This is a genomic window from Variovorax sp. 01N429, from assembly GCF_056399425.1.
Genome location: NZ_JBFTRG010000021.1, coordinates 45,615 through 60,921, shown reverse-complemented (window position 1 = coordinate 60,921; position 15,307 = coordinate 45,615). Strand labels below are relative to the sequence as shown.

The following is a 15,307-nucleotide window of genomic DNA, read 5'->3' as shown; positions in this document are numbered from 1 at the left end:
GTGGTCATGGATCGTTACGATTCATCATCGCTTCGCTGTCGAGGTGCACGGATCCCGTCCCGGCGTCCGCCCGGTGACACGGCATCTGCCTCATCTGCCCGCAATCCCGATGACCACTCCCCACGAGTCCGGCCCTGTGCTGGACGCCGCCAGCCCCATTCCCCCTGAAATCCAAGCCGCCGACGAACCGACGCGCGTACCGCTCGCCATCGAGGACTGGGCGACGGTGGTCATCATGGGCCTCCTGGCCTGCATCACCTTCGCCAACGTGCTGGTGCGCTATTTCACCGATTCGTCCTTCGCGTGGACCGAAGAGTTCTCGGTGTTCCTGATGATCCTGCTGGCGCTGGTCGCAGGCTCAGCGGCCGTGGCGCGCGATCGCCACATCCGCATCGAATATTTCGCCGAGAGCGGATCGATGGCGCGCCGCAAGCGCCTGGCGCAGTTCGGCGCAGCCATGGTCGCGGTGCTGTTCTTCCTGATCGCCGCACTCAGCGTGCGCGTGGTGTGGGACGACTATCGCTTCGAAGAAACGTCGCCGGGCATTGGCGTGCCGCAGTGGTGGTATTCGATCTGGCTGCCCATCGTCTCGTTTGCCATCGCCCTGCGCGCGGTCGGCCTCTTCGTTCGACGCGGCCGCAAGACCAACTATGGCGCGAATGACCGGGGCGCGAAGCCATGATCCCCACGCTCCTCTTCGTCGCCTTCATCCTGATGATGCTGATCGGCGTGCCGATCGGCGCGGCGCTCGGCCTCGCGGGCGCGGCCTGCATTGCATTGGCGAATGGCGACGCGCAGTGGTTCGGCCTGCTCGCCGTGCCGCAGAACTTCTACGCCGGTCTCGGCAAATATCCGCTGCTCGCGATCCCGATGTTCGTGCTCGTCGGCTCGATCTTCGACCGCTCGGGCGTGGCGTTGCGGCTGGTCAACTTCGCTATCGCGATCGTCGGGCGCGGCCCCGGCATGCTGCCGCTGGTGGCGATCGTCGTGGCGATGTTCCTCGGCGGCATCTCCGGTTCAGGCCCTGCCAATGCGGCCGCGGTTGGCGCGGTGATGATCACGGCGATGTCGCGTGCCGGCTACCCCGATGCGTATTCGGCCAGCGTGGTCGGCGCGGCGGCCGCCACGGACATCCTGATCCCACCTTCGGTGGCCTTCATCGTGTATTCGGTGCTGGTGCCGGGCGCATCGGTGCCGGCGCTCTTCGCGGCGGGCATGGTGCCCGGCATTCTGGCTGGCATCGCGCTGATCGTTCCGGCAGTGTGGCTGGCCCGCAAGCACAAGATGGGCGCGCTCGAATCGAGCCTGCCACGTCCGCCGTTCTGGAAGAGCTTTCGTGAAGCAACCTGGGGCCTGGCTGCGCCTGTGCTGATCCTCGGCGGCATGCGCGCGGGCCTCTTCACGCCGACCGAAGCAGCGGTGGTGGCAGTGTTCTATGGCCTCTTCGTCGGAATGGCGATCCATCGCACGATCAAGGTCAAGGACCTCTTCACGATCCTGCGCGAATCGGGCGAGTTGTCGGCCGTGATCCTGCTGGTGGTGTCGCTTGCCGGGATCTTTGCGTATTCGTTGTCGACGCTGGGCGTGATCGACCCGGTCACGCGGGCCATCGTGAATTCGGGCCTGGGCGAATACGGCGTGCTGTCGCTGTTGATCCTGCTGCTCATCACCGTCGGCATGTTCCTCGACGGTGTCTCGATCTTCCTGATCTTCGTGCCGCTGCTGTGGCCCATCGTGCAGCACTACAAGTGGGACCCGGTCTGGTTCGGCGTCATCCTGACACTCAAGGTCGCACTCGGACAGTTCACGCCGCCGCTGGCCGTGAACCTGATGGTCTCTTGCCGAATCGCCAACGTGCGCATGGAAGAAACCGTGCGTTGGGTGGGCTGGATGCTGTTTGCGATGTTCCTCGTGATGGTGGCTGTCATCGCCTGGCCCGAACTTGCGTTGTGGCTGCCCCGGAAATTGGGGTACTAGGAATGCAAATGCAGGAAGGGCGGGGGTGGCGATGGCGGGCGGTGTGCGCTGGGGCGGCCGACGTCACCGGCCGCTTTGCGGCTGCCCTGCGCTGCTCGCGATACGCGGGGTCCCGCTCAAACTCGCCTGCGGCTCAAACAGTCGCGAGCCCTGATCCGCGTACCGCTGCGCTGCTCGGCGGTGCCTCAACGGCCGCCCCAGCGCACACCGCCCGCCATCGCAGAGAGGGTGGGGGAGAACGGTCCGCCGCCATCGCCGTGAATAACGGGCAGGCTGCGACCCTTCGAGGCGCGCGCATTCGTCGCCACCCACAGAGCCCGGTATGCGGTGCGGGCTGTGCGACCCTTCTGCGCCGCCGAAGCGCGCAGCCTCAGGTGGATCAGGGCCGCGTGTGTTTGAGCGCAGCGAGTTTCACGCGGACCCCACCTGAGGCGAGCACTGCAGGGAAGCCCGAAGGGCCGGCGCAGCGGGGTCGCACAGCCCGCACCGCATACCGGGCGGCCCCCCCAAGACGCCCCCCACCCTTTCAAACGTATTACCCCAAGGAGACCCACCCATGAAATTCCGCCGTTCCCTACTAGCCCTCATGGCCGTAGCAGCCACCCTAGGCAGCTTCTCAGTAGCAGCCCCCGCCCAGACCTACAAGTCCGAATACAAGATGTCCCTGGTCCTAGGCCCCCCGACCCCTTGGGGCGAAGCGGGCCGCATCTGGGCCGACCTCGTGAAAGAGCGCACTCAAGGCCGCATCAACATCAAGCTCTACCCTGGCGTGTCGCTGATCCAGGGCGACCAGACGCGCGAGTTCAGCGCATTGCGCCAAGGCGTCATCGACATGGCCGTGGGTTCGACCATCAACTGGTCACCGCAAGTCAAGCAGCTCAACCTCTTCTCGATGCCCTTCCTGATGCCCGACTACGCAGCCGTCGATGCGCTCACGCAAGGCGAAGTAGGCAAGGAAATTTTCTCGACCCTCGACAAGTCTGGCGTCGTGCCTCTGGCATGGGGTGAAAACGGCTTCCGCGAAATCACCAATTCGAAGAAGCCCATCAAGACGCCCGAAGATTTGAAGGGCATGAAGATCCGCGTCGTCGGCTCACCGATTTTCTCGGACATGTTCACCGCGCTGGGCGCCAATCCCACGCAGATGAGCTGGGCCGATGCGCAGCCCGCGCTCGCCAGTGGTGCCGTCGACGGACAGGAGAACCCGCTGTTCCTCTTCACCGTGCTCAAGATGCACACCGTCGGGCAGAAGTTCGTGACCACCTGGGGCTACGTGTGCGATCCGCTCGTGTTCGTCGTCAACAAGGAAACCTGGGCCTCGTGGACGCCGGCTGATCAAGCCATCGTTCGCCAAGCCGCCATCGATGCCGGCAAACAGAACATTGCGCTCGCCCGCAAAGGATTGACCGGTGCGGACAAGCCCGTGCTCAAGGACATCGCCGCAATGGGTGTGACCGTGACGCAACTGACGCCGGCCGAACGCGATGCTTTTGTGAAGGCGACGCGCCCGGTCTACACCAAGTGGAAGTCGACTGTCGGCAACGATCTGGTCACGAAGGCCGAGCAGGCCGTCGCAGCACGCAAGCAGTAAGAACCCATGCCACGCGGGCGCTCAGCCCGCGTGCTGCATGAAGCCGTCGAGCACATTGAGGGCATTCGTTCGTTGTAGATCGTGAGCATGTCCTATGCCTCGCGCCGCGCCGCCACCGGCTCGGACTCCTGCACGGGCAAGGTCAGCACGACATGCGCCTCACGCGACCGCGCCAGCACCGGCGCAAGCGCGACCCCGGTGTGCGTGCCCAGTTTCACCACTTCTTCCGGCGGCGCAGCGGCCACGACGCGCCCGCCCGCATTGCCGCCTTCCGGACCCAGGTCGATCAGCCAGTCGGCCTCCGCAATCACGTCCAGGTCGTGTTCGATGACGATCACGCTGTGCCCGCCATTCACCAGGCGGTGCAGCACGTGGATCAGCTTTTCGACGTCGGCCATGTGCAGGCCGACCGTCGGCTCGTCAAGCACATACAGCGTGTGCGGCGCCTTGTTGCCGCGCCGGGTGACGTCGTCGCGCACCTTGCTGAGTTCGGTCACGAGCTTGATGCGCTGCGCCTCGCCGCCAGACAGCGTCGGCGACGGCTGGCCCAGCGTGAGATAGCCCAACCCCACGTCCTTGAGCAACTGCAGCGGATGGCTGATGTTGGGCATCGAAGCGAAGAACTCGACCGCTTCATCGACTTCCATCTGCAGGACATCGCCGATGCTCTTGCCGCGCCAGCTCACCGCCAGCGTCTCGGGATTGAAGCGCGCACCATGGCAAACCTCGCAAGGCACCTTCACGTCAGGCAGGAAGCTCATCTCGATGGTGCGCACGCCCGCGCCGTCGCAGCCGGGGCAGCGGCCTTCGCCGGTGTTGAAACTGAAGCGCGCCGGCCCGTAGCCGCGCGCCTTGGCCTCGAGCGTGTCGGCAAACAGCTTGCGGATGGTGTCCCAGAAGCCGATGTAGGTCGCCGGGCAACTGCGCGGGGTCTTGCCGATGGGCGTCTGGTCGACTTCGAGCACGCGGTCGATCGTCTCGTAGCCTTCGACCGAGCTGCATCCTGACCATGCGGGATGCTTGCCGGCAGCGTCCGCATCACGGCCGGCCTTGGTCATCCGCTGCACCACCACCGCATACACGTTGGCCAGCAACACGTCGCGCGCCAGCGTCGACTTGCCGGAACCGCTGACACCCGTCACCGCCACCAGGCGCCGCAGCGGCAGTGTCACCGTCACGTCCTTGAGGTTGTGAAGATCGGCTCCGCGCACCGAGAGCCAATCCGGCGCACCCGGCTCTGGCGGCGGCACCAGGCGCCGCGCCTGCAGCGGATGCTTGATCGCGTTGCGCAGATAGCGGCCCGTCTGCGAATCGCCCGCGTTCTGGATGTCGGAAACTGTGCCCTCCGCCACCAGCCGGCCGCCGCGCTTGCCCGCACTCGGACCGATGTCGATGATGTGATCGGCGCGGCGAATCGTGTCCTCGTCGTGCTCCACGACCACCAGCGTATTGCCCTTGTCGCCCAGCTTGTGGAGCGCGTCGAGCAGGATCTGGTTGTCCCGCGCATGCAGGCCGATGGTGGGCTCGTCGAGCACGTAGCAGACGCCTTGCAGGTTGCTGCCGAGTTGCGCCGCGAGGCGAATGCGCTGCGCCTCGCCGCCGCTCAACGTCGGCGCGCCGCGGTCAAGCGTGAGATAGCCCAGCCCCACCTCTTCGAGGAATTCGAGCCGGCTCTTGATCTCGGGAACCAGGTCGCGCGCGATCTCGGCCTCACGGCCGGAGAGCTTCAAGCCTTCGAACCACACGCGGATGTCACTCACGCTCATGCGCGCAATCTCGGTGATGCCGATGCCGCTCACGCCGACCGCTTCCGACCCTCCGAAGCTCACCGCGCGCGCCGTTGCATTGAGCCGTGTGCCTTCGCAAGTCGGGCACACCACATCGCCCACGTCTTCAGCCTCGGGCTCGGCAAAGGTTTGCTCGCGCCCCTTCTGGTCGTCAGCCATCACCGAATCGTCGTAGACCTTGCGCTGCTCCTTCGTGAGCTTCACGCCGGTTCCCACGCAGTCCGGGCACCAACCATGCTTGCTGTTGTACGAGAACAGGCGCGGATCGAGTTCCGCATAGCTGGTGCTGCAAACCGGGCACGCACGCAGTGTCGAGAACACGTGCGCGCGTCCGATGCCGTTGGTCGGCGCCCCCGCCATCATCGCGCCACGCAGGCCTGTGAGATCGCTCAGCACATGCACCACGCCCTTGCCGTGTTCCAGCGCGCGCGTGAGCGCCTGGCGCAGCTCCGTCTCCTGCGAAGGCAGCACATCCAGGCTTGCCACGGGCAGCTCGATGCTGTGCTCCTTGAAACGATCGATGCGCGGGAAGTTCGTCGTCGGCAAGAACGCGCCATCCACCCGCAGATGCGTATAGCCACGTGGACGCGCCCAGTCGGCGAGTTCGGTGTAGACGCCCTTGCGATTGCTCACCAGCGGCGCAAGCAGCCCGATGTGCTGGCCCTTGAAGTTCTTCAGCAACTGCGCGGCGATGCTGTCCGGCGTTTGCGGCTGCACGGCGGAGCCATCGTGAATGCAATGCTGGATGCCGAGCTTGACGTACAGCAGACGCAGGAAGTGCCACACCTCCGTGGTCGTGCCGACCGTGCTCTTGCGACCGCCGCGCGACAGGCGCTGCTCGATCGCGACTGTCGGCGGAATGCCATACACGGCATCCACTTCCGGACGGCCTGCGGGTTGCACGATGCTGCGCGCATAGGCGTTCAGCGATTCGAGATAACGCCGCTGACCTTCGTTGAAAAGGATGTCGAAGGCCAAGGTGGACTTGCCCGAGCCGCTGACACCGGTCACCACGCTGAACTTGCCCCGCGGGATGTCGACCGAGAGATGCTTGAGGTTGTGCTCCCGCGCATTCACGATCTGGATCGCTTCCCGGCCGGGCGCCGGTTGCGCGCGCGCTGCATACGACCGGGCTGCGCGCTCGGCCACCTTGTAGGCGCCCGGTCCGATGGCCAGTTCGTAATCCGCAAGGGCCGCGCCGGTGAGGGACGCACGGTTCTCGCGCACCTGCTCGGGCGTGCCGACCGCGACGATCTGCCCGCCGCCCTCGCCGCCTTCGGGCCCCAGGTCGATCAGCCAGTCGCTGGCGCGGATCACGTCGAGGTTATGTTCGATCACGACCAGCGAATGCCCGGCATCGAGCAGCTTGCGCAAGGCCCGCATCAGGCGTGCGATGTCATCGAAGTGCAGGCCGGTCGTGGGCTCGTCGAAAAGAAACAGCGTCCCCTTGCGCGCGAGCGGTTGCTTGCTTGCGCTACCGCTCTTCGCAGCTTCGGCCAGAAAGCCCGCGAGCTTGAGCCGCTGCGCCTCGCCCCCACTCAGCGTGGGCACCGGCTGGCCGAGCTTCACATAGTCGAGCCCCACGTCGACGATGGGCTGCAGCGTCCGCAGCACGTCCCGGTCGGCCCCAAACGCCGCGGCCGCTTCCGCGACGGTGAGATCTAGCACATCCGCCACGTTGACGCTGCGGCCGCCACGCTCGATGGTGACTTCAAGAATCTCCGGCCGATAGCGCTTGCCGTCGCAATCGGGGCAGCGAAGATAGACGTCGGAGAGAAACTGCATCTCGACGTGCTCGAAGCCCGAGCCCCCGCAGGTTGGGCAGCGTCCGTCGCCGCTGTTGAAGCTGAACTTCGATGCGGTGTAGCCCCGCTGCCGCGAGAGCGCCGCCGTCGCAAAAATTTCGCGGATGGCATCCCACGCACCGACATAGCTCGCGGGATTGGAGCGCGCCGTCTTGCCGATCGGCGACTGGTCGACAAAGACCACATCGCTCAGGTGATCGGCGCCCAGCAGGCGGTCGTGCGCGCCCGGCGATTCGGTCGCCCTGCCGAAGTGCCGCATCAGCGCCGGTGCGAGCACGTCCTGCACCAGCGTCGACTTGCCCGAACCGCTCACGCCGGTGATGCACACCAGCCGCGACAACGGCAGCTCGACCGTCACGTTCTGCAGGTTGTGCTCGCGCACGCCCTCCAGGATGAGGCGCGGCGTGTTCTCGCTCACCATGCGGCGAAAGGCCATGCCGATCTGCTTGCGTCCGCCGAGGTATTGGCCGGTGAGCGTGTCGGCATCGCGCAGCGCGTCGGTGCTGCCGTCGAACACCACTTGCCCGCCGCGCACGCCCGGGCCGGGGCCCATGTCGATCACGCGATCGGCAGCCAGCATGACCGCGGGGTCGTGCTCCACGACGACGAGCGTGTTGCCCGCGTCCCGCAGGCGCAGCATCGCCTCGGTGATGCGGTTCATGTCGCGCGGATGCAGTCCGATGCTGGGCTCGTCGAGCACGAAGAGCGTGTTGACCAACGACGTGCCGAGCGCCGTCGTGAGGTTGATGCGCTGCACTTCACCGCCGCTCAGCGTTCGGCTCTGGCGGTCGAGCGTGAGGTAGCCGATGCCGACGTCGTGCAGATAGCGCAAGCGCGTCGTGATCTCTTCGAACAACAGCTTGAGCGCCTGCACATCGCCGTCGCTCGCCGTGCTGCCATTGCCATGGCGGTGGCTTTCGATGCCGTCGAAGAAGCGCCGCAGGCGCTCGATGGGCAGCAGCATGAGGTCATGCAGGCACAGGCCCGGAAGTGCTTCGAGTTGCGCCCGCGACCATTTGGTGCCAACTGGCATGAAGCGCTTCGCGGGGTCGAGCACGGCGTCGGCGTCCTGCTTGCTGCCGATGCGCCACAGCAGGCTGTCGAGCTTGAGCCGCGCGCCCGCACAGGTCGGGCATGGGGTGTAGCTGCGGTACTTCGACAAGAGCACCCGGATGTGCATCTTGTACGCCTTGCTCTCCAGGTAGCCGAAGAAGCGGCGCACGCCATACCACTGCTTGTTCCAGTTGCCTTCCTTGTAGTTGGGCGTGCCTTCGATCACCCAGTGCTTCTGTTCGTCGGTCAGCTTGTTCCAGGGCGTGTCGCGCGGAATGCCGGCGGCCTCCGCGTGACGCATGAGGTCGTCCTGCGCCTCTTTCCATGCTGGCGTCTGGATCGTCTTGATCGCACCTGCGCGCAGCGTGAGCTTGTCGTTCGGAATCACCAGCCCGAGATCGACGCCGATTACCCGGCCGAATCCGCGGCAGGTTTCGCACGCACCCACTGCCGAGTTGAAAGAGAACATCGACGGCAGCGGATCGCCATAGCGAATGTCGCTCTCGGGGCAATGCAGGCCGGTGGAGAACTTCCAGACATCGGGCGCAGCGCCTTCATCGCCGGACAAGGCATAGACCGTGAGCCGCCCACTGCCGCGCTTGAGGGCCACCTCGATGGCTTCGACGACACGGGCTCTCTCGGCCCCGGCCATGCGAAAGCGATCAGCCACGACGTCGAGCACTTTGCGTGGCCCCGTCGGCGTTGCAACATCGCGCTCGGCCTGCACCCGCGTGAAGCCGCTGGCGGACAGCCATTGCGTGACTTCCTCGGCCGAAGTGCTGGCGGGCAGTTCGACCGGAAAGGTCAGCACCACGCGCGGATCGCCTGCCGCGGCAGCGCGAGAGACCAGTTCGGCGTAGATCGAATCCGGCGAATCGTGCCGCACCGCCAGCGCGGTCTCGCGGTCGAAAAGCTGCGCGGCACGCGCGAAGAGCAGCTTCAGATGGTCGTTCAGCTCCGTCATCGTGCCCACGGTGGAGCGGGACGATCGCACCGGATTGGTCTGGTCGATGGCAATGGCGGGCGGCACTCCTTCGACTTTGTCGACGGCGGGCTTGTCCATTCGGTCCAGGAACTGTCGGGCGTAGGCCGAGAAAGTCTCCACGTACCGCCGCTGGCCTTCCGCGTAGAGCGTGTCGAACACCAGGCTCGACTTGCCGGAACCGCTCGGGCCGGTGACCACCGTCATCTCGCCGGTGCGGATGTCGAGATCGAGGTTCTGGAGGTTGTGCTGACGTGCACCGCGAATCCGGATGAAGCCCTGTGTCATGAATGCCTTGCGGGGTGGGGCAGACATTCTAGGAACCTGGCGAGGCTTTCGCTTGCGGCGGTGGCCTAACGCGCACGGTCATGCAGGGGCATCTCTGGCGAGGACGGCATTGCAGCAGAACAGGCTGGGGCGGCCAGGTTGTAGGCAGATTCACACGCATTTGCAGGCGGCTTTGATCGCGTACCCTACAAATGCCCGCCTCACGTTTGAAGGACGGCGGGCTTTTCGCAACAAATAACCAGGGAGTTCACATGACACCAGAAGAAACGCTTCAACATTGGATCGCAGATGAGCAGGCCGTTCTCGAACGTCTGCAAAGAGGTCGGGGCTCTGCCATCGCGCACCCCGAAGAACTCGCCGGCAAATCCGGACTTGAGGTTATGCAGCAAATGATGGGCGGAGAGTTGCCGTACGCCGAGTGCGCGAAATCGCTAAGCTTCTTCGCGATCAAGGCTGCCCCCCACGTACGGCCAACTCAATCCGATGGGCGCCATTCAGGGAGGATGGATCGGCTCCATCCCCGACTCGGCGTTCGGCTGCGCCGTTCTGTCTTCACTGCCTCCAGGCCAAGCGTACTCAACAAGTGGCCTCGACATCGGGTATCGACAGTTCCTGACACTGAAAACGTCGCGCGTGCGCGTCGAAGTTCGGCTCACATGCACAGAGGGGCGAGATGCGTTTGGCGAGGCGAGTTTGTATGGCCCCGACGAGACCATCTACGCCGAAAGCTCCACGACATGCCGCCTTGTGGGGATTCCTGTCAGGTCGTAGCGCCGACGGTTCGATCGTGCCGGATTGGCTCGGGGAAACAAGATCGATCCAGCTTGCTACGAGGTGATAGACGCTTCGGTTCGCGCAACGGATCGATGCGAGCCGTCGCTGAACTCACCACGGGCGCCTTCTTTTTCACCAGCGCACTGGATATCAATGCACGGCACTCGCGACAGTGCGTCGACGCCTTGTGCGCATCACTGCGGCATGCGCAAGGCGTCGATCACACCGCCGCAGGCAATGAAGCCTAGAGCCTGCTAACACCATCCAAGTCCGTCGCCGATCAGCGTCGCGACTTCCACTCCACCATTTTTCTCGATGCCGAGTCGCATTCGAGCGGAACCACTTGTAGGAAACGTAGCAAACATGATTCTTCTGAAAAAACTCAAGGGCGACAGCTCCCCTTTGCCGCCTCGGCCCTCGACGAAGGCGTTGGCATTCGCCTGGTTAGGCGGTTTTCTGATCATTGCCATCCTGGCCTGCTTGACCAATTGGTTGACCGTGGCAATGGTGCTTGGGTCCTTCGGCGCATCGTGCGTCCTGGTGTTCGGCTATCCCGAAGCGCCCTTTTCCCAGCCTCGAAACGTCGTTGTTGGCCACTTCCTCAGCTCACTCGTCGGACTGGTTTGCATGCAGATGTTCGGGGCGCAGTGGTGGTCAGTTTCCATCGCGGTCGGAACGGCCATCGCGCTGATGATGGTCACACGCACCGTACATCCGCCGGCCGGATCGAATCCCGTCATTGCGTTCCTGGGTGACCCCGGATGGGGTTTTCTGCTCTTCCCCACGCTGGTCGGCGCGATCTGCATCGTGGCCTTCGCGCTTGTGTACAACAACGTGACTCGAACAGATCGGTATCCAAAGTACTGGTGATCGCGGCTTCGCCCTAGGAAGACATAAAGGGGCTTGCCTGCGGCGGCGCAAGGTTGCTCGCCGCGCGGGGCTTCTACTGCGCTACCGTGCAGGGCCTCGCCCGACAACGCACGGGCGCACTTACACGCGGACACACATGACCTACCTCGTCGACGAAGAAATCACCTTCCGGAAGCTGGAGATCCTGCTTGTGTTCATGGAGACAGGGAATCTCGCGCGCACCGCCGAGCGCCTGGACACCAGCACCGTGAGCGTGCATCGGGCGCTGCACTCGCTGGAGACGGGTGCCCGCTGCGCGCTGTTCCGGCTCGAAGGGCGCAATTTGCTCCCCACCGACGCCGCCAAGGCGCTCGCAGACGTTGCGCGCGAGGTGCTGCGCACGATGTCGGACGGCATCCGTGCGACACGCGAGGTCGCGGGCTACTCGGCCGACCGCATCCGCATCGGATCGCTCTATTCGCTCACGAGCCGGACCGTTCCGAAGGTCATCATGGCGATGAAGCTGCGCAAGCCCGACCTTCACACCGAACTCGTCCTGGGCTCGAACGCCGACCTGCTGCAGAAGCTGCGCGATGGCGCGGTCGACGCCGTGTTGATGGCCATCCCCGGGGAAGCGTCCGATGTGGAGTCGGAGCCGCTCTTCGAAGACGACATCTTCTTCGCCGCGCCGCTCGGCTCCCGCTATGCGGAGATGGCTGAAATCGATCTCGGCGCTTGCGCGCAGGAACGCTTTGTCAGCCTGTCGGAAGGCTTCATCACGTACAGCGGCTTCATGGAATCCTTTCGCATTGCCGACTTCACGCCCGACGTGGTGATGAAGACGGGCGACATCTTCTCGCTGATGAATCTCGTGAGCGGCGGCGTGGGGTTCACCTTGCTGCCCGGGCGCGTCCGCGGCGCACTGCCGCCCAACGTGCGATTGATTCCATTGCAGGCGCGGTATCTCGTGCGGCAGACCATTGCAGTGAACTTCCTGCGCACCCGCGAGCGCGATCCCAATCTCCTGGCCCTGCTGGCGGTCTGCCGCACATCGAAAACCGAGCTCTCCTGAGCGCGTCCCCGCGACATCGTCGCTGCAGGGTTTACCCGCGACCGTTTCGCGCAGCGTAAGCATCGCGAACCCTCCTTAATTGATTGCACAGAAGGGCGCCGGTACCTTTCGTCTCCATAGCGCAGCAACTTCAAGCGGCGCAAACAAGGAGACAACCGCATGATCATTCTCGGTACCGCCCTGCTGGCCTTGTGCCACCTGCTGGGCATCTTTCTCGGCGATCTGCTGGGACAGTTGCTTGGCGTCAAGACCAATGTCGGCGGCGTCGGCATCGCGATGCTGCTGCTGATCTTCGCGCGCATCTACATGCAGAAGCGAAACATGCTGCCCAAGCTGACGGAACTCGGGGTGGAGTACTGGGGGGCGATGTACATCCCTGTCGTCGTCGCCATGGCGGCGCAGCAGGACATGGTGTCCGCCTTGCGCGGCGGCCCGGTCGCGGTGCTTTCGGCCATTGCAGCGGTTGCGGTCTGCGCCTGCGTCATCGCGGTGATCAACCGCTCCGAACGGCCCGATGTCGAGGCCGAGAGCATTCCCATGCTGCATGACAACCCCTTGCTGACCGAAGCGGAGTGACGGACATGATCGAAATCCTCGAAAAAGCCGCCATCCAGAACGGCCTCGTGACGGCCTTCGCAGTGGTCGGGCTGATCATCCTGCTCTCGGGCCAGATCTCGCGCCGGCTGACCTTCGGCCGCGTGCATGGCTCGGCCATCGCGATCGTGATCGGCCTGGCGCTCGCCTACTGGGGCGGCACGCAAACGGGCGGTCACAAGGGCATTGCCGACATGTCGCTGTTCGGAGGCATCGGACTCATGGGCGGGGCCATGCTGCGCGACTTCGCGATCGTCGCGACGGCCTTCGAAGTGCAAGCGACCGAGGCGCGCAAGGCAGGCTTGATCGGCGTGGTGTCGCTGCTGCTCGGCACGGTGCTGCCCTTCATCGTCGGCGCCGCCATTGCGTGGAGCTTCGGCTATTCGGACGCGGTGAGCATGACCACCATCGGCGCCGGCGCGGTCACCTACATCGTCGGCCCTGTCACCGGCGCGGCGATCGGTGCGACCCCCGACGTGATGGCGCTGAGCATCGCGACGGGGCTGGTGAAGGCCATCATCGTGATGGTCGGCACACCCATCGCGGCGCGTTTCCTGGCGCTGAAGACACCGCGCTCGGCGATGGTCTTCGGTGGATTGGCGGGCACCGTCAGCGGCGTTTCCGCCGGCCTTGCCGCCACCGACCGAAAGCTGGTGCCTTACGGCGCACTGGTCGCGACCTTTCATACGGGTCTCGGATGCCTGCTGGGCCCCTCGTTGCTGTTTTTTGCCACCAAGGCTCTGGTCGGCTGAGGATTCACCATGGACCGTATCAACTGGAACACCAGGGCGGACAACCGAGCGGCGCGTCTTGCACGAGCGGCTGCCGCACTTGGCAGGCAACTCACCGGCAAGCGCGTGGCCACCGACGCGATCGGCACATTGCTCGAAGCCGTCCTGGAGCCTGGCGACCGCGTCTGCCTCGAAGGCAACAACCAAAAGCAGGCCGACTTCCTGGCGCGTGCGCTGGTGCAGGTCGACCCCACGCGGGTGCATGGCCTGCACATGGTGCAGTCGGTTCTCGCGCTGCCAGAGCACCTCGACGTCTTCGAGAACGGCGTCGCATCCCGACTCGACTTCAGCTTCTCGGGCCCGCAGGGCGCACGGCTCGCCAAGCTGGTCTCCGAAGGGCGCATCGAGATCGGCGCCATCCACACCTACCTCGAACTGTTCGCGCGCTACTTCGTCGACCTCACGCCGCAGGTGGCGCTGGTGGCGGCGCACGCGGCCGATGCCGAAGGCAACCTCTACACCGGCCCCAACACCGAAGACACGCCGGTGATCGTCGAAGCCACGGCCTTCTCGGGCGGCATCGTCATCGCGCAGGTCAACGAGCTTGTCGACGGCGCGACCACCACGCTGCCGCGCATCGACATCCCGGCCGATTGGGTGAGCTTCGTCGTGAAGGCGCCCCGGCCCAATTTCATCGAACCGCTGTTCACGCGCGACCCCGCGCAAATCAGCGAAATACAGGTGCTGATGGCAATGATGGCCATCAAGGGCATCTATGCCGAATACGGCGTGCAGCGCCTCAACCACGGCATCGGCTTCGACACCGCCGCCATCGAGTTGCTGCTGCCAACCTATGGCGAGTCGCTCGGCCTCAAGGGAAAGATCGGCAAGCACTGGGCGTTGAATCCGCACCCGGCGCTGATTCCCGCCATCGAGGCGGGCTGGGTGCAATCGGTGCACTCCTTCGGCTCGGAGCTCGGCATGGAGGATTACATCCGCGCGCGATCGGACATCTTCTTCACCGGGCCGGACGGCAGCCTGCGCAGCAATCGCGCGCTGTGCCAGGCGGCGGGGCACTACGCGTGCGACCTGTTCATCGGCTCGACGCTGCAGATCGATCTTGACGGCAACAGCTCGACGGCAACACTGGGGCGCATCGCCGGCTTCGGAGGCGCGCCCAACATGGGGGCCGACGCGCGCGGTCGCCGCCACGCGAGTCCGGCATGGCTCAAGGCGGGGCGCGAGGCGCGCAACGGCCGCACCGGTGCGGCCGGAACGCCGCGCGGACAGAAGCTTGTCGTGCAGATGGTGGAGACCTTCCGTGAGCACATGCAGCCGGCCTTTGTCGAGCGGCTCGATGCCTGGCAGCTCGCCGAACAAGCGCGAATGGAGTTGCCCCCCGTGATGATTTACGGCGAAGACGTCTCGCACATCCTCACGGAGGAAGGCATTGCGAACCTGCTGCTGTGCCGCAATGACGCGGAGCGCGAGCAGGCGATCCGTGGGGTGGCCGGCTATACCGCCGTCGGGCTGGCGCGCGACCGGCGTGCGGTCGAGAACCTGCGCGATCGCGGTGTCATCCGCCGACCCGAAGACCTGGGCATCGATCCGCGCCAGGCCACACGCAATCTGCTGGCGGCGCGCAGCATGCGCGACCTGGTGCGTGCTTCGGGCGGGCTGTACCAGCCGCCGCGTCGATTCAGGAACTGGTGACATGCAGCTCACCCCCAGCCTCGCCCACTTCGTGTGGCTCGGACACCCCCTTGCAGGGGGCAATCCCGGCGGCCCGGCAAAGCCGGTTCCG

Annotated in this window: 10 protein-coding genes; 9 read left to right on the top strand and 1 reads right to left on the bottom strand. The window is 65.1% G+C overall.

Annotated features, from left to right (window positions below):
• The first annotated feature begins 109 nt into the window (after nucleotides 1-109).
• The 3 genes from AC1DSF_RS26520 (at nucleotide 110) to AC1DSF_RS26510 (ending at nucleotide 3,568) form a co-directional block, all read left to right on the top strand.
• Nucleotides 110-682 carry a TRAP transporter small permease gene (locus tag AC1DSF_RS26520; protein ID WP_478125916.1) on the top strand — a complete coding sequence of 191 codons (573 nt, stop codon included), beginning with the start codon at nucleotides 110-112 and terminating at the stop codon, nucleotides 680-682.
• Entirely contained in the window at nucleotides 679-1,977 is a 1,299-nt protein-coding gene (locus AC1DSF_RS26515) for a TRAP transporter large permease (protein ID WP_478125915.1), read from the top strand. The genes AC1DSF_RS26520 and AC1DSF_RS26515 overlap by 4 nt, the downstream gene beginning before the upstream one ends.
• 556 nt (nucleotides 1,978-2,533) lie before the next feature.
• Nucleotides 2,534-3,568, top strand: coding sequence for a DctP family TRAP transporter solute-binding subunit (locus AC1DSF_RS26510; RefSeq protein WP_478183737.1), 1,035 nt, complete (start codon nucleotides 2,534-2,536; stop codon nucleotides 3,566-3,568).
• A 92-nt stretch (nucleotides 3,569-3,660) separates the two neighbouring features.
• Here AC1DSF_RS26510 and uvrA read toward each other — a convergent pair whose 3' ends face one another.
• A complete protein-coding gene (gene uvrA / locus AC1DSF_RS26505) occupies nucleotides 3,661-9,483 on the bottom strand; it encodes an excinuclease ABC subunit UvrA (protein ID WP_478183749.1) in 5,823 nt (1,940 codons plus the stop codon).
• 866 nt (nucleotides 9,484-10,349) lie between these two features.
• Between uvrA and AC1DSF_RS26500 the strand changes: the two genes are divergently transcribed.
• The 6 genes from AC1DSF_RS26500 to mdcA all read left to right on the top strand — a co-directional run bounded on the left by AC1DSF_RS26500 (nucleotide 10,350) and on the right by mdcA (nucleotide 15,216).
• On the top strand, nucleotides 10,350-10,505 hold the full coding sequence (locus AC1DSF_RS26500; RefSeq protein WP_478125913.1) for a hypothetical protein: 156 nt from the start codon (nucleotides 10,350-10,352) through the stop codon (nucleotides 10,503-10,505).
• 115 nt (nucleotides 10,506-10,620) lie between these two features.
• Nucleotides 10,621-11,127 (top strand): HPP family protein, encoded by a 507-nt coding sequence (locus tag AC1DSF_RS26495; protein ID WP_478183736.1) that lies wholly within the window; start codon nucleotides 10,621-10,623, stop codon nucleotides 11,125-11,127.
• Between the two features lie 136 nt (nucleotides 11,128-11,263).
• The gene (locus AC1DSF_RS26490; RefSeq protein WP_478125911.1) at nucleotides 11,264-12,178 is read left to right on the top strand and encodes a LysR substrate-binding domain-containing protein; all 915 of its coding nucleotides are present in this window, start codon (nucleotides 11,264-11,266) and stop codon (nucleotides 12,176-12,178) included.
• A gap of 159 nt (nucleotides 12,179-12,337) precedes the next feature.
• Entirely contained in the window at nucleotides 12,338-12,754 is a 417-nt protein-coding gene (gene madL, locus AC1DSF_RS26485) for a malonate transporter subunit MadL (RefSeq protein ID WP_478183735.1), read from the top strand.
• 5 nt (nucleotides 12,755-12,759) lie between these two features.
• A complete protein-coding gene (gene madM, locus AC1DSF_RS26480; protein ID WP_478125909.1) occupies nucleotides 12,760-13,524 on the top strand; it encodes a malonate transporter subunit MadM in 765 nt (254 codons plus the stop codon).
• A gap of 9 nt (nucleotides 13,525-13,533) precedes the next feature.
• Nucleotides 13,534-15,216, top strand: coding sequence for a malonate decarboxylase subunit alpha (mdcA, locus tag AC1DSF_RS26475; RefSeq protein ID WP_478183734.1), 1,683 nt, complete (start codon nucleotides 13,534-13,536; stop codon nucleotides 15,214-15,216).
• The last annotated feature ends 91 nt before the right edge of the window (nucleotides 15,217-15,307 follow it).